The organism is Collimonas sp. GW821-FHT07E08 (assembly GCF_059418905.1).
Genome location: NZ_JBWKQR010000002.1, coordinates 346,999 through 368,894, shown reverse-complemented (window position 1 = coordinate 368,894; position 21,896 = coordinate 346,999). Strand labels below are relative to the sequence as shown.

Annotated in this window: 17 protein-coding genes; 3 read left to right on the top strand and 14 right to left on the bottom strand. The window is 60.5% G+C overall.

Annotated features, from left to right (window positions below):
- Nucleotides 1-75 precede the first annotated feature (75 nt).
- Both AC07RZ_RS04160 and AC07RZ_RS04155 read left to right on the top strand, forming a co-directional pair.
- Nucleotides 76-1,017 carry a LysR family transcriptional regulator gene (locus tag AC07RZ_RS04160; RefSeq protein ID WP_092396532.1) on the top strand — a complete coding sequence of 314 codons (942 nt, stop codon included), beginning with the start codon at nucleotides 76-78 and terminating at the stop codon, nucleotides 1,015-1,017.
- A gap of 75 nt (nucleotides 1,018-1,092) precedes the next feature.
- Complete coding sequence (locus AC07RZ_RS04155) at nucleotides 1,093-1,929, top strand: c-type cytochrome (RefSeq protein WP_494666998.1); 837 nt, start codon at nucleotides 1,093-1,095, stop codon at nucleotides 1,927-1,929.
- Between the two features lie 14 nt (nucleotides 1,930-1,943).
- On the opposite strand, the gene AC07RZ_RS04150 is transcribed toward AC07RZ_RS04155, so the two are convergent.
- From AC07RZ_RS04150 to AC07RZ_RS04115, 8 genes are all read right to left on the bottom strand, one after another.
- A complete protein-coding gene (locus tag AC07RZ_RS04150) occupies nucleotides 1,944-2,726 on the bottom strand; it encodes an SDR family NAD(P)-dependent oxidoreductase (protein WP_494666997.1) in 783 nt (260 codons plus the stop codon).
- A 65-nt stretch (nucleotides 2,727-2,791) separates the two neighbouring features.
- Entirely contained in the window at nucleotides 2,792-4,369 is a 1,578-nt protein-coding gene (locus AC07RZ_RS04145) for an aldehyde dehydrogenase (NADP(+)) (protein ID WP_494666996.1), read from the bottom strand.
- A 56-nt stretch (nucleotides 4,370-4,425) separates the two neighbouring features.
- A complete protein-coding gene (gene araD1, locus AC07RZ_RS04140) occupies nucleotides 4,426-5,421 on the bottom strand; it encodes an AraD1 family protein (protein WP_494666995.1) in 996 nt (331 codons plus the stop codon).
- Between the two features lie 39 nt (nucleotides 5,422-5,460).
- On the bottom strand, nucleotides 5,461-7,206 hold the full coding sequence (locus AC07RZ_RS04135; RefSeq protein ID WP_092396406.1) for an IlvD/Edd family dehydratase: 1,746 nt from the start codon (nucleotides 7,204-7,206) through the stop codon (nucleotides 5,461-5,463).
- A 127-nt stretch (nucleotides 7,207-7,333) separates the two neighbouring features.
- A complete protein-coding gene (gene mmsB, locus AC07RZ_RS04130) occupies nucleotides 7,334-8,551 on the bottom strand; it encodes a multiple monosaccharide ABC transporter permease (RefSeq protein WP_144738814.1) in 1,218 nt (405 codons plus the stop codon).
- Between the two features lies 1 nt (nucleotide 8,552).
- Entirely contained in the window at nucleotides 8,553-10,091 is a 1,539-nt protein-coding gene (gene mmsA / locus AC07RZ_RS04125) for a multiple monosaccharide ABC transporter ATP-binding protein (protein ID WP_144738813.1), read from the bottom strand.
- A gap of 291 nt (nucleotides 10,092-10,382) precedes the next feature.
- Entirely contained in the window at nucleotides 10,383-11,441 is a 1,059-nt protein-coding gene (gene chvE / locus AC07RZ_RS04120; RefSeq protein ID WP_494667041.1) for a multiple monosaccharide ABC transporter substrate-binding protein, read from the bottom strand.
- A 376-nt stretch (nucleotides 11,442-11,817) separates the two neighbouring features.
- Entirely contained in the window at nucleotides 11,818-12,708 is an 891-nt protein-coding gene (locus AC07RZ_RS04115; RefSeq protein WP_494666994.1) for a LysR family transcriptional regulator, read from the bottom strand.
- A gap of 174 nt (nucleotides 12,709-12,882) precedes the next feature.
- Between AC07RZ_RS04115 and AC07RZ_RS04110 the strand changes: the two genes are divergently transcribed.
- On the top strand, nucleotides 12,883-13,953 hold the full coding sequence (locus AC07RZ_RS04110; RefSeq protein WP_494666993.1) for a YeiH family protein: 1,071 nt from the start codon (nucleotides 12,883-12,885) through the stop codon (nucleotides 13,951-13,953).
- 82 nt (nucleotides 13,954-14,035) lie between these two features.
- On the opposite strand, the gene AC07RZ_RS04105 is transcribed toward AC07RZ_RS04110, so the two are convergent.
- From AC07RZ_RS04105 to ligA, 6 genes are all read right to left on the bottom strand, one after another.
- Nucleotides 14,036-15,148 (bottom strand): porin, encoded by a 1,113-nt coding sequence (locus tag AC07RZ_RS04105; protein WP_494666992.1) that lies wholly within the window; start codon nucleotides 15,146-15,148, stop codon nucleotides 14,036-14,038.
- Nucleotides 15,149-15,618: 470 nt separating this feature from the next.
- Nucleotides 15,619-16,290 carry a ribose-5-phosphate isomerase RpiA gene (rpiA, locus tag AC07RZ_RS04100; RefSeq protein ID WP_144738860.1) on the bottom strand — a complete coding sequence of 224 codons (672 nt, stop codon included), beginning with the start codon at nucleotides 16,288-16,290 and terminating at the stop codon, nucleotides 15,619-15,621.
- A 94-nt stretch (nucleotides 16,291-16,384) separates the two neighbouring features.
- Nucleotides 16,385-18,151, bottom strand: coding sequence for a cation:proton antiporter (locus AC07RZ_RS04095; protein ID WP_494666991.1), 1,767 nt, complete (start codon nucleotides 18,149-18,151; stop codon nucleotides 16,385-16,387).
- 220 nt (nucleotides 18,152-18,371) lie between these two features.
- Nucleotides 18,372-18,908, bottom strand: coding sequence for a peptide deformylase (def, locus tag AC07RZ_RS04090; RefSeq protein ID WP_144738808.1), 537 nt, complete (start codon nucleotides 18,906-18,908; stop codon nucleotides 18,372-18,374).
- Nucleotides 18,909-18,939: 31 nt separating this feature from the next.
- Nucleotides 18,940-19,815, bottom strand: coding sequence for a UTP--glucose-1-phosphate uridylyltransferase GalU (gene galU, locus AC07RZ_RS04085; protein WP_494666990.1), 876 nt, complete (start codon nucleotides 19,813-19,815; stop codon nucleotides 18,940-18,942).
- Nucleotides 19,808-21,895 carry an NAD-dependent DNA ligase LigA gene (gene ligA, locus AC07RZ_RS04080; RefSeq protein WP_494666989.1) on the bottom strand — a complete coding sequence of 696 codons (2,088 nt, stop codon included), beginning with the start codon at nucleotides 21,893-21,895 and terminating at the stop codon, nucleotides 19,808-19,810. The genes galU and ligA overlap by 8 nt, the downstream gene beginning before the upstream one ends.
- Between the last annotated feature and the right edge of the window lies 1 nt (nucleotide 21,896).

Here is a 21,896-nt window from a genome sequence, read left to right as displayed (position 1 = left end):
TTGAGAGCCCTGCCAAATCGGGAAAATCCGGTAATGAGCAAGCGGCGTATAAAAAATTCAACCAGCGAGACGACAATGCCCACCAACGACACCAACTGGTTTCTGCGCGCACGCCTGAAAACCCGCCAGCTGCTCTTGCTGATCGCGCTGGACGAGGAACGCAATATCCACCGTGCGGCGGAAGCGCTCAACATGACGCAGCCGGCCGCCTCCAAGCAGCTCAAGGACCTGGAAGACATGCTGGATGTGCAGCTGTTCGAGCGGCTGCCGCGCGGCATGCGTCCGACCATCTACGGCGAAGCGATGATCCGCCATTCACGCATGGCGCTGACCAGCCTGTCGCATGCGCACGACGACATCACCGCGTTGAAATCGGGACTGTCGGGCCAGGTCAATGTCGGTGCGATCCTGTCGCCGGGCATGGTGCTGCTGCCGCCGGCGATTGCGCGGCTCAAGCAGCAGGCGCCGATGCTGCGCATCGGGGTCGAAGTCGAGAGCAGCAACATCTTGCTGGAACGGCTGCAGCGCGGCTCGCTCGATTTCCTGGTGGCGCGCATCCTGGACCAGGAAGACAACCGCAATCTCGAATACGAAGAGTTGTCGGACGAACCGGTATGCGCGGTGGCGCGGGTCGACCATCCCTTGCGCCACGTCTCCAGCCTGCAGTTGAAGGATATCGCCGACGCCGGCTGGATCCTGCCGCCCAAGGGCAGCATCCTGCGCCACCGGGTCGACATGATGTTCCACAAGGATGGCCTGGCGCCGCCGGCCAACGTAGTCGACACCACCGCCATCCTGGTGATCAGCAGCCTGCTGCAGCAAACCGATTTCCTGCATGTGATGCCGGCCGAAGTGGCGCGCTTTTACGCCCAGGTCAATGTGCTGGCGATATTGCCGATCGAATTGCCGTGCAAGATGGATGGTTTCGGCATCATCACCCGGCGCTTGCAGATACTTTCCCCGGGCGCGAAAATCCTGCAGCAAACGATTCGGGATGTCGCGGCGCAAATCTACTAGACTGTAGCCTTGATGGCGGCAACAAACATCGTGAATCGCTACCATCGATAAAAACCAGAAAAATGGGGGTGGTCAATGTCAAGCAAATTCACAAAACTGGAACAATATCGATTTCCGGCGCTTCTCGCGGCCGCCTTCTTTGTGTGCAATGCGGGCGCGCAGACGGTCGTGCCAGAGGTACGGCCGCCAGCGGAATCCAGCATTCCGGCCGGCCCCAGGGGCAGCGCGATTCAGGAAGGCCGGAAGCTGATGAACGAGACGCATCAGCGCCTCCCCAAAAATGTCGGGAACGGCCTCAATTGCACCAATTGCCATTTGGCCGGCGGCGCCACGGCGAATGCCTCGCCCTGGGTCGGCATCTGGGGAGTTTTCCCGGAATACCGCTCGCGCAGCGGCAAGCTGATCTCCTTGCAGGAACGGATCAACGATTGCTTCGAACGCTCGATGAATGGCAAGCCGCTGCCATATACGTCGACGGAAATGACGAATATCCTGGCATACATGCAGTGGCTGTCGACCGGCGTGCCGACTGGCGTGAGCGTGACGGGACGAGGTTTCGGAGCGATCGACCAGAAGCTCGAGGCGGATGCAAACCATGGCAAGCAGGTGTACGCAGACAAATGCGCCAGCTGTCATGGTGCGGACGGATCCGGCATGAAAAACGGCGAGCACGGTTATACCTTCCCGCCGCTATGGGGAGCCGACTCCTTCAACGACGGCGCCGGCATGGCCCGCACCTACACGGCAGCGGCGTTCGTCAAGCACAATATGCCGCTGGGCCAAGGCGGCACCCTGACGGACCAGGAGGCCGTGGATGTATCGGCATTTTTCACTCATCAGCCGCGACCGGTCTACCAAGGAAAATCACATGACTGGCCGCTAGGCGACAAGCCTAAGGATGCGCGCAGCTAAGCACCCGGGCCCACTCAGGCCCAACCCGCGTCAACGATGAATTCCTGCGCCGTGCACATCGCACTGTCATCCGCCGCCAGGAACAGCACCATGCGCGCCAGGTGCCAAGGCTGCAGCTTTCCAGGCAGGCACTGGTTGCGCTTGATGTCTTCCTCGCCTGCGGCGTCGAGCCACAGGGCGATCTGCCTTTCCGTCATGACCCAGCCCGGCGACACGGTATTGACGCGGATATTGTGCGGCCCGAGGTCGCGCGCCAGGCCGCGTGTCAGGCCGACCACCGCCGCCTTGGCCGTGGTGTACACCGGATAGCCGCCGTTCGACAGGTGCCAGCTGATCGAGCTGAGGTTGATGATTGAACCGCCGCCCTTCTTTTGCATGCCTGGCGCCACAGCCTGGCAGGTAAAGAACATCGGACGCTGGTTGATGGCGATGCGGTCGTTCCAGTAATCGACGGTGACTTCCTGCCACTGGTGGCGCTGGTCGTTGGCCGCATTGTTGACCAGCACGTCGAAATCGCCCAGCGCTTGCGCCAGCTCCTGCATGGTCGACTGCAAAGCCGCGATGTCGCGGATGTCGCAATGGCGGAACAGCGGTTTGGGCAAGCCTGCGGCGGCCAGCTGCTCGCACAAGGCTTCGCTGGCCGCGGTCTCGATATCGACGAAAGCCACGCGCGCGCCCTGTCCGGCAAACGCGCTGACAATCTCCGCGCCGATGCCGCTGCCGCCGCCGGTGATGAATACATTCTTGTCTTTCAGGCTGGGGAAATGCGCCAGCTGCGTATCTTTTACTGCGGACATGTCAACTCCTGGGTTATGCCTGTTTTATTCCTGGATTATTCCTGGATTATGCCGATGAGCCCGGCTTATTTTTTCAATTGACCGTTGATGCGCTGCCAGATCGCCAGCGGATTGCTGTCCTGGACAGCGGCCGGCAACAGGTCTTGCGGCAGGTTCTGGTACGAAACCGGGCGCAGGAAACGCTGGATCGCCGCCGTGCCGACCGAAGTGGCGCGGCTGTCCGATGTCGCCGGGAACGGCCCGCCGTGAACCATGGAATACGATACCTCGACCCCGGTCGGAAAGCCGTTGGCCAGGATCCGGCCAACCTTGCGTTCCAGGATGGGCAGCAATCCGCGCACGGTTTCATGGTCGCCGTCCGCCATCTGCAAGGTCGCGGTCAGCTGTCCTTCCAGGTGCTCCGCCACGGCAAACATCTCGCCCATGTCGCGGCAGGCGACCAGTAACGATGCCGGCCCGAATATCTCTTCCGACAAATGCGGATCGGCCAGGAAATCCTGGGCGCTGGTGCGGAACAACGCCGGCACGCCGCTGCCGGCGGCATCGCTGGCGACGCCCTGGCTCAGCTGGCGCACCCGGGAATTGGCGGACAGCCGGCTGACGCCGTCTTGATATGCATGATGGATGCCGGCCGTCAGCATGGTGGCGGCATTGCGCTGTGCCAGCTGGGCGGCAGCGGCGGCGCTGAAGCGTTCAAGGTCCGGTCCTTGCAGCGCCAGCACCAGGCCGGGATTGGTGCAGAACTGGCCGACGCCCAGCACCAGCGAATCGACAAACGCCGCGGCCAGCGCTTCAGCCTTGCCGGCCAATGCCTGCGGCAGCAGGAATACGGGATTGATGCTGCTCATTTCGGCATACACCGGGATCGGTTGCGGCCGTGCGGCGGCGGCGGCCATCAAGGCCAGGCCGCCCTGGCGCGAGCCGGTAAAACCAATCGCCTGGATCGCCGGCTGCCTGACCAGCGCGATGCCGAGCTCGTTGCCGACCCCGGTCAGCAGCGAAAACACGCCTTCCGGCAAACCCGCTGCCGCCACCGCTTGCTGGATCGCACGGCCAACCAGTTCCGAGGTGCCCGGATGGGCCGGGTGAGCCTTGGCCACCACTGGACAGCCTGCCGCCAGCGCTGCTGCGGTATCGCCGCCGGCAACGGAAAACGCCAAAGGAAAATTGCTGGCGCCGAACACTGCGACCGGCCCCAGGGCGATCATGCGCAGGCGCAGGTCGACACGCGGCAGAGGCTGGCGCTCCGGCAGCGCCGGATCGATGCGCGCATCCTGCCAGGAACCTTCGCGCAGCACTTCGGCAAACAGCTTGAGCTGGCCCACGGTGCGGCCGCGTTCGCCTTCCAGCCGGGCGCGCGGCAAGCCGCTTTCACTCATCGCACGTTCAACCAGCTGGTCGCCGAGCGCCAGGATATTGGCAGCGATGCTTTCCAGGAAACGGGCGCGCGTTTCCGGAGCGGTGGCGCGATAAGGGTCGAAAGCGATGCGCGCAAGATCGCAGGCGCAATCGATTTCGGCTTTGCCGGCGGTATGGAACTGCGGTTCGATGTCGCTTGCGGTGGCGGGATTGAAAGCAAAAAAGGCAGCGCCGCCGCCTTTGATGCGAGAAGCGCCAATCAGGGATTCGCCTGTAATGTCCATGCTTTTCCTAAAAATGAAAGGCTGCGGTTGCAGGATGCGGAACCGCAGCGGATAGTCTACAGCTGGCGGATCGATGGCGCAGGCAAGGTCTCTACCGCCAGCCGGTTGCGCAGCGGCGGCCCGAAGGCGGCGACATCGATCTCGAATGTTTCTCCGGGTGCGACCTGGATCCCATCCGAACAGCTCAGGGTCGCGGTGCCGAAGAAATGGATATGCACATCGCCGGGGCGACGGAACAGCGGATATTTGAAATGGTGGTATTCCAGGTTAGCCACCGTGTGCGACATGTTTTCTTCGCCGCTGACGAACGGTTTTTCCCAGCGGACCCGGCCGCTGATGTCGCGGATGCGCGACATGCCTTCCACGTGCGGCGGCAAATCGCCCAGCAGCAAAGCCGGGCCGACTGCGCACACCCGCAGCTTGGAATGCGCCAGGTACAGGTAATTCTGGCGTTCGGTGACGTGATCGGAAAACTCGTTGCCGATCGCGAAACCGAGCCGGCATGGCGTGCCGTCCGGCGCAATCACATACAACGCGGCGATCTCCGGCTCTTCGCCGCCATCCAGCGCAAAATGCGGCATCGTCAGCGCCTGTTCGCCGGCGCAGACGATGCTGCCGTCGCCTTTGTAGAACCATTCCGGCTGCACGCCCGCCTGCCCAGGCTGCGGCTTGCCGCCTTCCAGGCCCATGCGGAACATCTTCATGCTGTCGGTAAGGCTGTCGACGTCGCTGATTTTCTTGTGCATGGCGTCGCGGCCGTCGGCGCTGCCCAGGTGGGTCAGGCCGGTGCCGGTGACATAGCAGTGGGCGCTGTCGCTATGGTCCAGCGGCGGCAGCAGGCGCCCCGCTTGCGCTACCTCGGCGTAATCCAGCACGGCGCCGCCAAGCGCGGCAGCGGCAAGCTCTTGCAATGAACGACCGCCGGCAATCGCCGCTTGCGCCAGCGCATAAGTCGAGGCAAAACCTTCCACCACATGGATCTTACGGCCCTCGTCTTCCAGTACGCCGATCCGGCGCTGGCCGTCGGCCTGCTTGAATTGAATCAACAACATGTGTTTCTCCGGTGACTGAACTGCACTTGGTCAGAATGCTTAGTGGGAATGCTTAGGTACGGCCGAACCGCGGCAGCCGACCAGGAAATCGAAATCGCAGCCTTCGTCGGCCTGCAATACGCGGTCTATGTACAGGCGCTGGTATCCGCTGTGCGCCGTCACCGCTGCGGCGTTCACCGCCTCCCTTGCCACCTGGCGCTGCGCCATTTCGGCATCGCTGATATCGAGGTGCAAACGCCCGCCCGCGCAATCCAGTTCGATCCAGTCGCCGTCCTGCACGATTCCCAGCGGGCCGCCGGCAGCGGCTTCCGGCGCCACATGCAGCACCACCGTGCCGTAGGCGGTGCCGCTCATGCGGGCGTCGGAAATGCGCACCATGTCCTTGATGCCCTGCGCCAGCAGTTTCGGCGGCAAGCCCATGTTGCCGACTTCGGCCATGCCGGGATAACCCTTGGGGCCGCAATTCTTCATCACCAGCACCGAGCTGGCGTCGACCTCCAGTTCGGGATCGTTGATGCGCGCCTTGTAATGCGCGAAGTCCTCGAACACCACCGCCTTGCCGCGGTGCTGCATCAATTCCGGCGTGGCGGCGGACGGCTTGAGCACGGCGCCGCGCGGCGCCAGGTTGCCGCGCAAGATGCAGATGCCGCCGTCGGCGATCAATGGCTTGTCGATGACGCGGATCACTTCGTCATTGTAGATAGGCGCATCCTGGTTGTTTTCCCACAGCGACTTGCCGTTCACCGTCAATGCATCCTTGTGCGGCAGCAGGCCGGCTTCGCCCAGGCGGCGCAGCACGCCAGGCAAACCGCCGGCGTAATAAAATTCTTCCATCAGGAAACGGCCGGACGGCTGCAGGTCGACCAGCGTCGGCGTGCCGCGGCCGATGCGGGTCCAGTCCTCCAGTTCCAGCGGCACGCCGATGCGGGCAGCGATAGCCTTCAGATGGATCACGGCGTTGGTCGAGCCGCCGATCGCAGCATTGACCCGTATCGCATTTTCAAATGCCTCGCGGGTCAGGATCTTCGACAGCCGCAAGTCTTCCCACACCATGTCGACAATCCGCATGCCCGACATGTGCGCCAGCACGTAACGGCGCGCATCGACCGCCGGAATCGCCGCATTGTGCGGCAACGATGTGCCCAGCGCCTCGGCCATGCAGGCCATGGTGGAAGCCGTGCCCATGGTGTTGCAGGTGCCGGCGGAGCGCGACATGCCGGCTTCGGCTGCCAGGAACTGGTGCATGCTGATTTCACCGCCCTTGACTGCCTCGCTGAGTTGCCAGACTGCGGTGCCGGAACCCAGGTCCTTGCCTTCATGCTTGCCGTTCAGCATGGGACCGCCGGTCACCACGATCGCCGGGATGTCGCAGCTGGCGGCGCCCATCAGCAAGGCTGGCGTAGTCTTGTCGCAACCGACCAGCAGCACCACCGCATCCATCGGATTGCCGCGGATCGACTCTTCCACATCCATGCTGGCCAGGTTGCGGGTCAGCATGGCGGTCGGCCGCAGGTTCGATTCGCCGTTGGAAAATACCGGGAATTCCACCGGGAACCCGCCCGCTTCCGAAATGCCGCGCTTGACGTGTTCCGCGATCTTGCGGAAATGCGCGTTGCATGGCGTCAGCTCCGACCAGGTATTGCAGATGCCGATGATGGGCTTGCCCTGGAACTCGTGGTCGGGAATCCCCTGGTTCTTCATCCAGCTGCGGTACATCATGCCGTTCTTGTCGTTGCTGCCGAACCATTCGGCGGAACGGAGTGGACGCTTTTTATCGACAGTCATCTTTGGCTTCCTCTTGAAATTGTCGGGGCGGCATCCATCCGCATCGGGACGGACGCCTGCTATAAAATTGGAATCTGGAAAATTGCCGGCTGCGGCTAACGATGACTGGCAACCCGCAGCCGCCTTGCTATTTGTTCTTGTTGTAGACGTCGACAAATACCGCGGCCAGCAGCACCAGGCCCTTGATCACCTGCTGGTAGTCGATGCCGATGCCCATGATCGACATGCCGTTGTTCATCACGCCCATCACGAAAGCGCCGATCACCGCTCCCATGACCTTGCCGACGCCGCCGGAAGCCGAAGCGCCGCCGATGAAGCAGGCCGCAATCACGTCCAGCTCGAAACCGGTGCCGGCCTTGGGCGTGGCAGTGTTGAGGCGGGCTGCGAAAATCAATCCTGCCAGCGCAGCCAGCATGCCCATGTTGATGAAGGTGTAAAACGATACGCGCGAAGTCTTGATGCCGGACAGCTTGGCCGCCTTTTCGTTGCCGCCGACCGCGTAGATGCGGCGGCCGATCGTGGTGCGGTTGGCGACGAAGGTATACACCACCATCAGCAGGAACATGATGATCAGCACATTCGGCATGCCTTTATAGGACGCCAGCAGATAGCTGAAGAAAATGATGACAGCGGCAAATACGGCGTTCTTCAAGATGAAGAACACATACGGCTCATCTTCCATGCCATGCTTGGCCTGCTTGTTGCGGGCGCGCACCTTGACGAAAATCATGATGGCCGCAACCGCGACGCCCACCAGCAGGGAAGTGATGCGCAAATCGGTGGCGCTGAAAAGATCCGGGATGAAACCCGAGCTCAGCATCTGGAAATCGTCAGGGAACGGTCCAATCGACTGCCCCTGCAGCAACGCCAGCGTCAGTCCCTTGAACACCAGCATGCCGGCCAGGGTAACGATGAATGACGGGATCTTGAAAAACGCTACCCAATAACCCTGGGCCGCGCCGATCACGGCACCGGCCAGGATGCAGAGGATGCTGGCCAGTACGAAATTCATGTGCAGGTTGACGATCAGCACCGCCGCCAGCGCGCCGATGAAGCCGACTACCGAGCCCACCGACAAGTCGATATGGCCGGCCACGATGACCATCAGCATGCCCAGCGCCATGATGACGATGTAGCTGTTCTGCAGCACCAGGTTGGTCAGGTTCAGCGGCTGCATCAGGGTGCCGCTGGTCATGTACTGGAAAAACGCCATGATCGCGATCAGCGACATCAGCATGCCGTATTCGCGCATGTTGCTCTTCAGGAAGCCGTTGTATTCCTTCTTTTCGGCTGCGGGCTGGGGCCGGTTCTCGCTTGCTGCCGGCGCGGCTATATCGTGGTTCATTTCAATTGTCTCCGTTCTTCACATTCCGCACTATTGCGCGCATGATTTTTTCCTGGGATGCTTCCGCCGCCGTCATTTCGCCGACGAATTTCCCCTCGTTCATGACATAGATGCGGTCGCACATGCCCAGCAGTTCAGGCATTTCCGATGAAATCATGATGATGCATTTTCCTTCGCGGGCCAGCTGGTCGATGATGGTGTAGATCTCGTACTTGGCGCCGACATCGATGCCGCGCGTCGGTTCATCCAGGATCAGCACATCGGGATTGGAAAACAGCCATTTGCTGAGCACCACCTTCTGCTGGTTGCCGCCGGACAGGTTCAGCACTTTCTGGAACACGTTCGAGCAGCGGATCTTCAGCTGGCGCCGGTAATCGGCGGCGACCGAATATTCGCGCCCTTCGTCGATCACGGTCTTGTCGGCCACGCCATCGAGGTTGGCCAGCGTAATGTTCTTCTTGATGTCCTGGTCCAGGATCAGGCCGTAGCCTTTCCGGTCTTCGGTGACGTAGGCGATGCCGTTGTCGATGGCTTTCTGCACCGTGCTGACGTCGATCTCCTTGCCGCGCAAGAACACCTTGCCGCTGATGCGCTGGCCGTAGGCGCGGCCGAAAATGCTCATCGCCAGTTCGGTGCGGCCGGCGCCCATCAAACCGGCGATGCCGACGATCTCGCCCTTCCTGACATTGAAGTCAACGCCCTTGATGACCTGCCGTTCCGGGTGTATCGGGTGATGCACCTGCCATTGCCTGACCTCGAAAATGGTCTCGCCGATGTCCGGCTGGCGTTTCGGATAACGGTCCGCCATCTCGCGTCCGACCATGTTCTGGATGATGCGGTCTTCGCTGATCACCTCCTTGTGGCAATCCAGGGTATCGACCGTGGAGCCGTCGCGCAGGATCGTGATCGAATCGGCGACCTTGGAAATTTCATTGAGCTTGTGGGAAATCAGGATAGAGGAAATGCCCTGCGCCTTGAGCTCCAGCAGCAAGTCCAGCAAGGCGTCGCTATCGCTTTCGTTCAGGCTTGCGGTCGGCTCGTCGAGGATCAGCAGCTTGACCTGTTTCGACAGCGCCTTGGCGATCTCGATCAGCTGCTGCTTGCCGACGCCGAGGTTGGTGATCAGCGTGCTGGGCGATTCCTTCAGGCCGACCTTGGCCAGCAATTCCTTGGTCTTGGCGTAGGAGACTTCCCAATCGATCACGCCGTTTGTAGCTTGCTCGTTGCCGAGGAAAATATTCTCTGTAATCGACAGCAGCGGCACCAGCGCCAGCTCCTGGTGGATGATGATGATGCCGATTTTTTCACTGTCGGCGATGCCGTCGAATTGGCGCGCCATTCCCTCGAAGCGGATCTCGCCGGTATAGGAACCGTGCGGATAAACCCCGCTCAGCACTTTCATCAAGGTGGATTTTCCGGCGCCGTTTTCGCCGACCACGGCGTGGATCTCGCCGTTACGGACTGCCAGGTTGACATTGTCCAATGCTTTGACTCCCGGGAATGTCTTCCCGATCCCGCGCATTTCCAGGATGGTTTCCATCTGTTGTTACCTCACTTAGGGTCCGTTAGGGATTAAGTTGGGCATTTGGGCGGCCGTAGCTGGTGCGAAGCAAGGCGCACGACGCGCCGCAGTGCGAGCACTGCAAGCGGTGGGCAACGCAGCAGCGCGCCAGCTACGGCCGCCCAAATGTTCAACTTAATCCCTAACGGGGCCATACTCAAACCTTCGCCAGCGCCTGACTCCGGGGCCTTGCAACGCGCTCTCGCGCATTGCAAGGCCCGGCCAAACAAGACTCTTTATCGCTGTGTATCGCTACGTCCCAGCCGACGCTTATTTGATCTGGGCTTCGGTGTAATAACCGCTGCCGACCAGCACCGGCTTCCAGTTGGAGACATCGACGCTGACTGGCTTCAACAGGTAGGAAGGCACGATCTTGACGCCGTTGTTATAAGTCTTGGTATCGTTGATGGCAGGCGTTTTGCCGCTCAGCATGGCGTCCACCATGCCGACCGTCACCTTGGCCAGTTCACGGGTGTCCTTGAACACGGTCTGGCGCTGTTCGCCGCGCACGATGGATTTCACCGACGGCACTTCAGCGTCCTGCCCGGTCACCACCGGCATCGGCGACTTCGGCGTGCCGTAGCCTACGCCCTTGAGCGACGACAGGATGCCGATGCTGATGCCGTCATACGGCGACAGCACTGCATCCACATGGGCGTTGCCGTAGTAGGCGCTGAGCAGGTTGTCCATGCGCGCCTGGGCTACCGCGCCATCCCAGCGCAAGGTCGAGACCTTGTCCATGCCGGTCTGCTTGCTGCGCACCACCAGCTTGCCTTTATCGATATACGGCTGCAGCACCGACATCGCGCCGTTGTAGAAGAAGAAAGCATTGTTGTCATCGGCCGAACCGCCGAACAGTTCGATATTGAACGGTCCTTTGCCTTCCTTCAGGCCCAGTGTCTTTTCGATATAGCCGGCTTGCAGCACGCCGACCTGGAAATTGTCGAAGGTGGCGTAGTAGTCGACGTTCTTGGAGCCGCGGATCAGGCGGTCATAAGCGATGACCTTGATGCCCTTGTCGGCGGCTTTTTGCAAAGCGTTGGACAAGGTAGTGCCGTCAATCGCAGCGATCACCAGCACCTTGACGCCCTTGGTCACCATGTTCTCGATCTGCGCCAGCTGGTTCGGAATGTCGTCTTCAGCGTATTGCAGGTCGGTCTTGTAGCCTTTTTCCTTGAACACCTTGACCATATTGTCGCCGTCGGCGATCCAGCGCGCGGAAGATTTGGTCGGCATCGAAATGCCGATCGGCCCCTTCTCCTGTGCGCCTGCCTGGGACACTAGGCCGAACGCGCCAATCAACAATCCAACAACCGTTGTTTTAATCAATTTCACAGCTTGTCTCCTTTAGTTATTTTGATCTTGCGCCTGAACATTGTGATGCACTTGCATTGACTGCCCGCGCCGTTGCCGGGTAACAGTAAATATAGACCTTTCCTGATGAAATTCCTCACTATCTTACGAACATCATCGATATCAAACAAATGAATTTTTTCGTATTTTCGATACCGCTTTAGATATTGATCAGATGGAGAAGAAAATTGTACCGAGGGCTTTCCGCCGCCAATCCCAAGAGAATAAATACCGAAGCCAGTGTAAAAACACTTGGCTAGTCTTACTAATCACTTTTTTATCACAACCGATATCCATTTGGATATCAATGACAGGAAAATAGCCGGCGGCGGCGGCTGGAAGCAGCACTTATTCAGGACCAGCTGCGGCAGTAAGCCAGGAACTGCATCAGCCGCAGCGACAGGATCTTGTGCTTGCTGTGGACCAGGTAGAAATGCCGGTGCAATCTCGGCAGCGATGTCTTCAGCTCCACCAGTCGTCCGCTTTGCAGGAAATCGGCCACCACGGCATGCGACAGGCAGCTGATGCCGAGGCCGGCGGCGGTTGCGTGCTTGATGGCTTCCGAATTGCCGAATTCGTAACTTTGACGCAAATAATGCAAATGCGGCAGCAAGGCTTGCTCGACCGCCTCACGGGTGCCGGAGCCCGGCTCGCGCAACAGCCATTCAGCCTCGCGCAGCTGCGCCACGCCGGCTTTCTTGTCGCTGACGGCCAAGGCATGCTGCGGCGAAGCGACCACCAGCAATTCATCCACCATCCATGGCTCCACCTGCAGGTCGGCGGCGTGGCTGGGGCCCTCGATCAGGCCGACATCGACTTCAAAATTGACCACGGCGGCGACGATGTCGGCGGTATTGGCGATCGTCACCCGCACTTGCAACTCGCCATGCTGCTGGCGGTAAGCGGCGACCAGCGAAGGCAGCAGGTAGCTGCCGATGGTGGTGCTGGAACCGATCTGCAGGCTGCCGCCCTGCGCCATGCCTGGCATCAGGAACTGCTGCTCTATGGTCTTGGCGGCATCCACCACCTGCCCCGCCTGCGGCAACAGCAGGCGACCGTTGTCATTCAGGATCAGGCGCTTGCCGACGCGGTCGAACAGACGGCAGTCCAGCAGGTTTTCCAGCTCGTTCAAAGCGGCGCTGGCGGCCGATTGCGACAACGCGACCTGTTCGGCGGCGGCAGTGGTGCTGCCTGAGTGGGCTATCGCCAGGAAAATCTGCAACTGCCTGATAGTGAGGCGCATCTTGGGCCGGCCTTTGTCTGAAACAGCGAGCATCGCTGAGGGGAAATATCAACCAATCTGTTATCTACTTATAAAACAGGTAGATTATACAAAATTAATCTGTTTTTCTTTTAGATATCAAATCGCTATAGTGGTTTCCATGGCGGCACGGCCGCATCTGAATTGGACATCCTGGTGAATACCCCTACATTAACCGCAACCCGCCCGGCCAAAGCGCCATTGCCCCTGCTGGCCGGACTGGCCCTGAGCGCCCTGATTGCAGCAGCAGCGATCGCCGCCGCCAGGATCGACTGGCTGCAGGCGCGCGGCTTCAGCGCATTGACCCTGGCCATCGTGCTCGGCATGCTGGCCGGTAACCTCGGCTATCAGCGGATCGCTCCCTCCTGCGCCGCCGGCGTCAATTTTTCCAAGCAAAACCTGCTGCGGCTGGGCATCATCCTGTACGGTTTCCGGCTGACGTTCCAGGACATCGGCCACGTCGGGCTGAGCGGCGTGCTGATCGACGCGCTGGTCCTGTGCTCCACCTTCGGCATGGCGCTGCTGCTCGGCACCCGCGTGTTCAAGCTGGATCGCGAGACCGCCATGCTGATCGGCGCCGGCAGTTCGATCTGCGGCGCGGCTGCCGTGATGGCTACCGAGCCGGTGCTGCGGGCCAGGCCGGCCCAGGTGACAGTGGCCGTGGCGACCGTGGTGGTGTTCGGTTCGCTGGCGATCTTTCTCTATCCGCTGCTGTACCAGTTGAACCTGCATTGGCAGTTCCTGGCGGCCTCGCCGCAAGCCTACGGCATCTATACCGGCTCGACCGTGCACGAAGTCGCCCAGGTGGTGGCCGCAGCCCGCGCTATCAGCCCCGATGCGGCCAATACGGCGGTGATCACCAAGATGGTGAGAGTGATGATGCTGGCGCCGTTCCTGATGCTGCTGTCGGCCTATCTGTCAAAGAAAGGCAAGGCAGGCGGCGCAGCGAAAGGCCGTGGCCTGGCGATTCCCTGGTTTGCCTTCGGCTTTGTGGCGATCGTGGCGTTCAATTCGCTGAGCCTGCTGCCGGCAACGCTGGTGTCGCATGTCAACGATGCCGACAACGTGTTGCTGGCAATGGCGATGGCGGCGCTGGGCATATCCACCCATTTTTCCTCGCTGCGCACTGCAGGAGTCAAGCCGCTGGTATTCGCCGCGGTGCTGTTCGGCTGGCTGATCGCCGGCGGCGCCTTGATCAACATGCTGGTGCTGCGCTGGCTGGCCTGATAAAAAAAGGCGGGGAAGCGCACCCGCCTCCCCGCCCATGCTATCCGCCGTTGCTGCCCGGCGGCTTCTTATTTACCAGCGATCAGAACTTGTGGCGCAGACCCACGCGCAGTACGTTCTGGCTGCTGTCGTCCGCTGGCGCGTTGCTGTATGCAGCATTGATCACGCCTGGGTTGTTGACGTCGTTAGCACGCTGGTTGGTGTACAAAGCGTACACGTCAGTGCGTTTCGACAGGAAGTAATCCACGCCCAGGTTCAACTGGGTAGTCTTGCCCTTGGTCGGACCGGTCGTCTTGCGGCTGAGGTCGGCACGGTCATAGATCACGCTGGCCAGCAGATGCAGGTTGCCGGTCAGCGAATAATCGACGCCCAGGTCGAAAATGTTGGCCTTGGTCGCGGTAGTGATGTTGACCAGGCCGGTCGCTGCCAGCGCCGAAGCCAGCGGCCGCTTGGTTTGCGACCATGCGCCGTAGATCTTGGCCGGGCCTGCCTGGTAGCTGGCGCCGAGGGTGAAAGTCTTGAGGTCGGTATCGCCAGCCTTGCTTGGCAGCGCATCGGCAGCCAGTTTGGTCTGGAAGTAGCCGAGGCCGACGCCGAACGGGCCGTTCGCATAGTTGCCGGCCAGGCCGAACGATTGGCCTGCCGAGGTTTGGCCGGCGACTTCGCCGAAACCGTAAAACAGGCTGCCGGTGAAGCCGCTCAGGTTCGCGCTGTCGTAGCGGATCGAATTATTGGCGCGGACGCCGCCGACGCGGTCCAGGTTATTGAAATGGCCGGCTTTGATGCCGTTGCTGCCGAATGTCTGCACCGACGTATATTTGCTGCCGATGTCGTCCAGGTAATCGGTCTGGCGGCCGAGGGTGACGGTGCCGAAACTGCCGGACAGGCCGACTACCGCTTTACGGTCAAACAATGTATTGGCGGTTGCGAGCGAGCCGTCGTCCACATTGAAACCGTTTTCCAGCTGGAAAACCGCTTTCAGGCCGCCGCCCAGGTCTTCCGTCCCCCGGAAGCCGATGCGGGAAGTCGCCATGTCGCCGGAATCCAGGCTGATGCGGCTATCGTTTTTTGGACCGACTTTGCTGGTGTAAGTAAGGCCGGCATCGATCACGCCATAGATGGTGACGTTGGTTTGTGCTTGTGCATTGGCGCCGATCAGGCCGAGGGCGGCCAGTGCAAATACAGTCTTTTTCATTTCTACCCTTTGTAATATGTAAGTTGTCTTATCCCGGTGTCCTGCCTGAATATTTTGGCAACGTGCATTAGCAATGTTACTAATTGTTACAAGCTGAACGGCCTAGATAATACCTATTCATACAAAAATTGCATTGATTTCCAAGTGTTTCTTAAAAAGAAAAATGAAATTTAGATGAAGTTGACAATTTATGTTGTTTTTTAGCAGTTGTTTATGACATTTATGACTCAGCATAGGCGTTATTTGAGTTTGCACAGGGTCATTGCCGGAATCGTGGCGCAGGATGTGGAATGGCCGATGATCGTGCTGTTACGTATATCCATTCGGAAATAAATTGTCCATCCAACATATGGTTTGAAGAATAATCGTAGCCAGGATATGTATTTTTAAGCAATGAACTTCCGGAAGTTTCTCTGCAAAGAAAAAGGGCCCGAAACTCGGGCCCTTCTCAACACCGCACGACCGCAAGATCAGAATTTCAGCGTCTTTACGCCATCCGGCGTTCCCAGCAGGCAGACATCCGCTCCCTGCTGCGCAAACAAGCCGACCGTCACCACCCCGGTGATCTGGTTGATCTGCCGCTCCAGTTCGACCGGATCGGTGATTTTCAGGTCGACCATGTCGATGATCACGCAGCCGTTGTCGGTAATCAGCGGCTTGCCGTCCTTGAAGCGCAAACGCGGTTCGCCGCCCAGCTTGACCAGCTTGCGCGCCACTACCGCCTGCGCCATCGGGATCACTTCGATCGGCAGGGGAAACTTGCCAAGCACCTTGACCAGCTTGGAGCCGTCGGCAATGCATATGAATTTCTCGGCCACCGAGGCCACGATCTTTTCACGCGTCAAGGCCGCACCGCCGCCTTTGATCATGGCGCCCTGCTCGGTGATTTCGTCGGCGCCGTCGATGTAGACGGGCATGGTCGCGACCTGGTTCAGGTCGTACACCTCGATGTCGTGCGCCCGCAGCCGCGCCGCGGTCGCTTCCGAAGAAGCCACCGCGCCCTTGATGCGGTGCTTGATCTTGGCCAGTTCATCAATGAAAAAATTGGCGGTCGAACCGGTGCCGACACCGACAATCTGGCCGTCCACCACGTATTTGATTGCTTCGCGGGCAACAGCTTGCTTGAGTTCGTCCTGGGTCATGGCAGTCATGGCTTTGTCTTGAAAAAGAAGTAAAGGCGCTATTTTAACCAAACGCGGCGGCGGATTCGGAAAACAGCGCCCTCGTCCGCCGGTCTCAGTGATTTTCGTCGGGCTGCTGTTCCATCGTTTCACGCAGCGCGATTTGCAGTTTCGAGTGCAATTTCACAAACCGCTGCCATAACATCAGCACCAGCGCCGCCGCTGCCACCAGCACCAGGATCAGCAGGTTGGTCGGCGGCAGGATGCGGCTGCTGAGCGCGGCGATCATCAACATGATGCCGATGATGGACACCACCGGGATTACCTCGGCGATCACGCGCCTTACCGCATGGCTGTGGGACCCGGCCCATTCGGGCCTGACGCTGATTTCCGCCAGCAGCATGCTCAGCGCATGCAGCTTGCGATAGGTGGCGATCAGGAAAGGCAATGAAACCAGCAGCGCGCCGCCCCACACTATCGCGTTCTGCACCTGCGCGTCCGCCACCCAGGCCGACATGCGGCTGCCGAGCGCCTCGGCGAAATAGCCGCCGATGATGAAAATCGCCACCACCAGCGCCAGGTTCACCACCACCTGCAGCAGGATGCGGCGGATGATGCGCGACAGTTCGGCGCGATCGCCCTGCGGCTGCAAGCTGTCCAGCCAGGTTGAATACATGCCGAATACCGACGCCATTTTTTGCGGCATGGCCTGCGCCAGGCGGGTGGACAGCGGATCGGCGAGCTTGATCAGGTAGGGTGTCAGCAGGGTGGTCACGGCGGAAACCGCGACCACGGTCGGATAGAGGAAATCGCTGGTGACTTTCAGGCTGACGCCAAGCGCCGCGATGATGAAAGAAAACTCGCCGATCTGCGACAGGCCCATGCCGACCCGCATCGAAGTGCGGCCGTCATGGCCCGACAGGAAAGTCGCCAGGCCGCAGCTGACCACCTTGCCCAGCACCACGGCCACTGTGATCACTCCGATCGGCAGCCAGTACTGGGCCAGGATGGAGGGATTGAACAGCAGCCCGATGGCGACGAAAAAGATGGCGCTGAACATGTCGCGCACCGGTTCGATCAGGCGCTCAATCTGGTGCAGGTGGCGCGATTCGGCCATCACCGCGCCGATGATGAAAGCGCCCAGCGCCACGCTGTACTGCATTTTCATGACCAGCAGGCAAAAGCCGAAACACAGGCCGAGCACCGTCACCAGCAGCATTTCCTTGCTCTTGAAGCGCGCCACATAATCAAGCAGGCGCGGCACCACCAGGATGCCGGCCACCAGCGACACGATCATGAACAGCACCAGCTTGCCGATGGTGACCGCGGCGTCGCCGGCATCCACCGAACCGCTGGTCGCGACGCCCGACAGCAAGGCGATCATGCCGATCGCCAGCACGTCCTCGACGATCAGGATGCCGAAAATCAGCTGGGCGAATTTCTCGCGTTTCATGCCCAGTTCATTGAGCGCCTTGACGATGATGGTGGTCGACGATACCGATAGCATGGCGCCGAGGAATACCGCGTCCATCGTCTTCCAGCCGAAATAGATCCCGATCTCGTAACCGACCCACAGCATCAGCGTAATCTCCGCCAGGGCCGCCACAAAAGCCGTGGCGCCGACCTTGCCGAGTTTCTTCAGGCTGAATTCCAGGCCCAGCGAAAACAGCAGGAAGATCACGCCCAGTTCGGCCAGGATCTGGATCGTGCGCTCATCCGTGATCAGTGAGAACGGCGGCGTATGCGGCCCGATGATGACGCCGGCGACGATGTAGCCAAGCACCACCGGCTGCTTGAAACGGTTGAACAGCACTGTCACGACGCCAGCGATCAGCATGATCACGGCCAGGTCCTGGATAAACGTTTCTACCGCATGGTGCATGGATGGGTTTCCGAAGTAAGCGAATTGGAGAGACGCACAAACAGCAGCGGCGGAGACGCGCCGCGATGCAAGGCTGCGATGGACCCGGCACGGCAGCCAGCAACCCCGCCGCGCTTGGTTTTCTTGCAATTATATATTGATGGCGATCGCCGACGCCGTATTGAATTCCTCGGCGCCGGATGCAGGCTTGCCGCTTACCTGGCGCGGTAAAAGCGGCGGCTCAATCGTCGTGGCCGGGATCCAGCTCGGGGAACAGCACTTCGGTGAAGCCGAAGCGTGTGAAATCCTTGATCCGCATCGGATACAGGATGCCGTTCAGGTGATCGCATTCATGCTGCACGACACGTGCATGGAAACCGTCGACGTCGCGGCTGATGAGGGCGCCAGACTGGTCGAAGCCTTCATAGTGCAAACTGGCCCAGCGCGGCACCACGCCGCGCAGCCCTGGCACAGACAGGCAGCCTTCCCAGCCGTCTTCGATTTCATCGGAAAGCGGACGCAGCACCGGATTGATCAGCACCGTTTCCGGCACCGCCGGTGCATCCGGGTAGCGCACGTTGTTCTTGAAGCCGAAAATCACCAGCTGCAGGTTGACGCCGATCTGCGGCGCCGCCAGGCCGGCGCCGTTGACCGCATGCATGGTGTCGAACATGTCGGCGACCAGCGCCTCCAGCTCCGGCGTGCCAAAAGCGGCAACAGGCTCGGCTTGCCGCAGCAGGCGCGGATCGCCCATTTTCAGGATTTCACGAACGGTCATGATGCGGTCTCTGGTTAGTCTAGGGCGGTGGTTATTCAAACTGCTTCAGGTACTCGGCAAATTCGGCGCCGGTTTCCGGATGCTTCAGGCCCATCGCCAGCGTCGCTTTCAGGTAACCCAGCTTGGAGCCGCAATCATAGCGCTGGCCGGCGTAGCGATAGGCCAGCACGCGTTCCTTTTTCATCAGCGCGGCAATGCCGTCGGTCAGCTGGATCTCGCCGCCGGCGCCCTTGCCCAATCCTTCCAGGCAATCGAAAATGCCATTGGTCAGCACGTAGCGTCCGACCACCGCCAGGGTGGACGGCGCCTGGTCAGGCTGCGGTTTTTCAACGATGCTGTTGACCTTTTCCAGGTCTTTTTTATAGGCATCGATGCTGACGATCCCGTATTGCCTGGTATCGGCGCGCGGCACGTCCTGCACCGCCAGCAAGCTCGACTTTTCGGTGGCGAAGATATCGGTCATCTGCGCCAGCACAGGCTGGTGCCCGGCCGCCACGTCCATGAAATCGTCGGCCAGCAACACCGCAAACGGATCATCGCCGACCACCGGACGCGCGCACAGCACCGCGTGTCCCAGTCCCAGCATTTCCGACTGGCGGATGAAAATGCAGTTGATGTGCTTGGGAATGACGTTTTGCACCAGTTCCAGCAAGCGTTCCTTGCCGGCCGCTTCCAGTTCGGTTTCCAGTTCGTAGGCTTTGTCGAAGTGATCTTCGATCGCGCGCTTGTTGCGGCCGGTAATGAACACCATGTCGGTAATGCCGGCGGCGACCGCTTCTTCCACCGCATACTGGATCAAGGGCTTGTCGACGATTGGCAGCATTTCTTTAGGCTGGGCCTTGGTGGCCGGCAGGAATCGGCTGCCCAGGCCGGCGACGGGAAATACGGCTTTTCTAATCTTACTCATTTTCGTTTCCTTGATCGGTTTCCAAAAGAGTGCGGAGTCCGTCCTCATCCAGGATCGGGATGTTCAGTTCTTCCGCTTTAGTCAGTTTGCTGCCGGCCTCGGCGCCCGCGACCACATAGCTGGTCTTCTTGGAAACCGAACCTGTCACTTTGCCGCCTGCCGCCTCAATCATGGCAGCGGCCGCATCGCGCGTCAGGGTCGGCAGGCTGCCGGTCAGCACGAAGGTCTTGCCTAACAAGAACTTGGACCCGCCGGCAGCCGGCAAGTTCTCCGGCCAGTGGATACCGGCCGCCCGCAGCTGCTCGACCAGTTCCCGGTTGAGCGGATCGGCAAAGAAAGCCAGCAATGACCGTGCCACCACAGGACCGATATCGGCAACCTCCAGCAACTGCTCTTCGGAAGCCTGCAGCAAGCCGTCGATATTGCCGAAATGCGCCGCCAGCTCTTTCGCCGTCGCCTCGCCGACGTGCCGGATGCCCAATGCATAAATGAAACGGCCCAGGGTCGTCGATTTCGACTTTTCCAGCGCGAACATGACATTCTGCGCCGACTTGTCGGCCATGCGGTCCAGCGCCGCCAGCTTCACCAGGCCCAGCTTGTACAGGTCGGCCGCAGTATGGATGATATCGCGGTCAACCAGCTGTTCGATCAGCTGGTCACCCAAGCCTTCGATATCCATCGCCCGGCGCGATGCAAAGTGCTGCAAGCCGCCCTTGCGCTGCGCCGCGCATTTCACCCAGCCGCCAGAACAGCGCGCGATGGCTTCATCCTCCAGCTTGACGATGGCGGAACCGCAAATCGGGCACTCGCTCGGCATGACGAACGGCTGCGCATCCGCCGGCCGCAGTTCCGGCACAAAGGAAACCACTTCCGGAATCACGTCGCCGGCACGGCGCACGATCACGGTGTCGCCGATATGGATATCCTTGCGCCGTACCTCGTCTTCATTGTGCAGGGTGGCGTTGGTCACCGTGACGCCGCCGACAAACACCGGCGCCAGGCGCGCCACCGGGGTGACGGCGCCGGTACGGCCGATCTGCACCTCGATGCCCAGCACCTGGGTGGTGGCTTCTTCCGCCGGGAATTTATGCGCCAGCGCAAAACGCGGCGCGCGCGACACGAACCCCAGCGTCTGCTGCTGCAGCAAACGATTCACCTTGTAGACCACGCCGTCGATTTCGTAGGGCAGCTGCGCGCGCTTGCTGCCGATATCGCGGAAGAAGTCCAGCAGGCCGCTGGCGCCTTTGACGATACCGCGCTCCTTGCACACCGGCAGTCCGAGCTGGCTGTACCAGTCGAGCAGCGCCGAATGCGACGGCGGCATTTCGGCGCCTTCCAGCGCACCGATGCCGTAGGCGAAAAAGCGCAGAGTGCGTTGCGCCGTGATGCGCGAATCGAGCTGCCGCAAACTGCCGGCGGCGGCGTTGCGCGGATTGGCGAACTCCTTCATCTCCGCTTCGCGCTGGCGAGCGTTGAGTTTGGCGAAATCGTCCTTGAACATCAGCACTTCGCCGCGCACGTCCAGCACCTTGGGCGGATGCTCGGCATGCAGCCGCAGCGGGATCGCACGCACGGTGCGGATGTTGCTGGTGACGTTTTCGCCGGTAGTGCCGTCGCCGCGGGTGGCGGCTTGCACCAGCACACCGTCTTCGTAGCGCAGGTTGATGGCGAGGCCGTCGAACTTCAGCTCGGCGGCGTATTCGATGTCGCTGTCGGCCAGGGTATCGAGGCCATCCCTGACACGGCGGTCGAACTCGACGATGTCGTTGTCTTCAAAGCCGTTGCCCAGCGACAGCATGGGGATCGAATGCGTCACCTGCTCAAACAGCGGCAGCGGCGCGGCGCCTACGCGCTGGGTCGGCGAATCCGGCGTATTGAGTTCCGGATGCGCCAGTTCCAGCGCCTGCAGTTCGCGGAACAGCTGGTCGTATTCGGCATCCGGAATCGAGGGATTGTCGAGCACGTAGTAAGAGTGGTTGTGGCGGTTCAGCTCGGCCGCCAGCCAGGCCGCGCGCGCACGCCATTCGGCGGCCTCGGGAGCATTTCCCGGACCGCCTGCTTGTGATGATAGTGAAGACATA

Excerpts from the sequence above, each read along its gene's own strand:
- AC07RZ_RS04115 (WP_494666994.1), bottom strand. The coding sequence starts at position 12,708 with ATGCGCCTCACTATCAGGCAGTTGCAGATTTTCCTGGCGATAGCCCAC.
- AC07RZ_RS04105 (WP_494666992.1), bottom strand. The coding sequence starts at position 15,148 with ATGAAAAAGACTGTATTTGCACTGGCCGCCCTCGGCCTGATCGGCGCC.
- mmsB (WP_144738814.1), bottom strand. The coding sequence starts at position 8,551 with ATGAACCACGATATAGCCGCGCCGGCAGCAAGCGAGAACCGGCCCCAG.
- AC07RZ_RS04155 (WP_494666998.1), top strand. The coding sequence starts at position 1,093 with ATGTCAAGCAAATTCACAAAACTGGAACAATATCGATTTCCGGCGCTT.
- ligA (WP_494666989.1), bottom strand. The coding sequence starts at position 21,895 with ATGTCTTCACTATCATCACAAGCAGGCGGTCCGGGAAATGCTCCCGAG.
- AC07RZ_RS04095 (WP_494666991.1), bottom strand. The coding sequence starts at position 18,151 with ATGCACCATGCGGTAGAAACGTTTATCCAGGACCTGGCCGTGATCATG.
- AC07RZ_RS04150 (WP_494666997.1), bottom strand. The coding sequence starts at position 2,726 with ATGTCCGCAGTAAAAGATACGCAGCTGGCGCATTTCCCCAGCCTGAAA.
- AC07RZ_RS04145 (WP_494666996.1), bottom strand. The coding sequence starts at position 4,369 with ATGGACATTACAGGCGAATCCCTGATTGGCGCTTCTCGCATCAAAGGC.
- AC07RZ_RS04135 (WP_092396406.1), bottom strand. The coding sequence starts at position 7,206 with ATGACTGTCGATAAAAAGCGTCCACTCCGTTCCGCCGAATGGTTCGGC.
- AC07RZ_RS04160 (WP_092396532.1), top strand. The coding sequence starts at position 76 with ATGCCCACCAACGACACCAACTGGTTTCTGCGCGCACGCCTGAAAACC.
- araD1 (WP_494666995.1), bottom strand. The coding sequence starts at position 5,421 with ATGTTGTTGATTCAATTCAAGCAGGCCGACGGCCAGCGCCGGATCGGC.
- galU (WP_494666990.1), bottom strand. The coding sequence starts at position 19,815 with ATGAGTAAGATTAGAAAAGCCGTATTTCCCGTCGCCGGCCTGGGCAGC.
- def (WP_144738808.1), bottom strand. The coding sequence starts at position 18,908 with ATGACCGTTCGTGAAATCCTGAAAATGGGCGATCCGCGCCTGCTGCGG.
- rpiA (WP_144738860.1), bottom strand. The coding sequence starts at position 16,290 with ATGACCCAGGACGAACTCAAGCAAGCTGTTGCCCGCGAAGCAATCAAA.
- mmsA (WP_144738813.1), bottom strand. The coding sequence starts at position 10,091 with ATGGAAACCATCCTGGAAATGCGCGGGATCGGGAAGACATTCCCGGGA.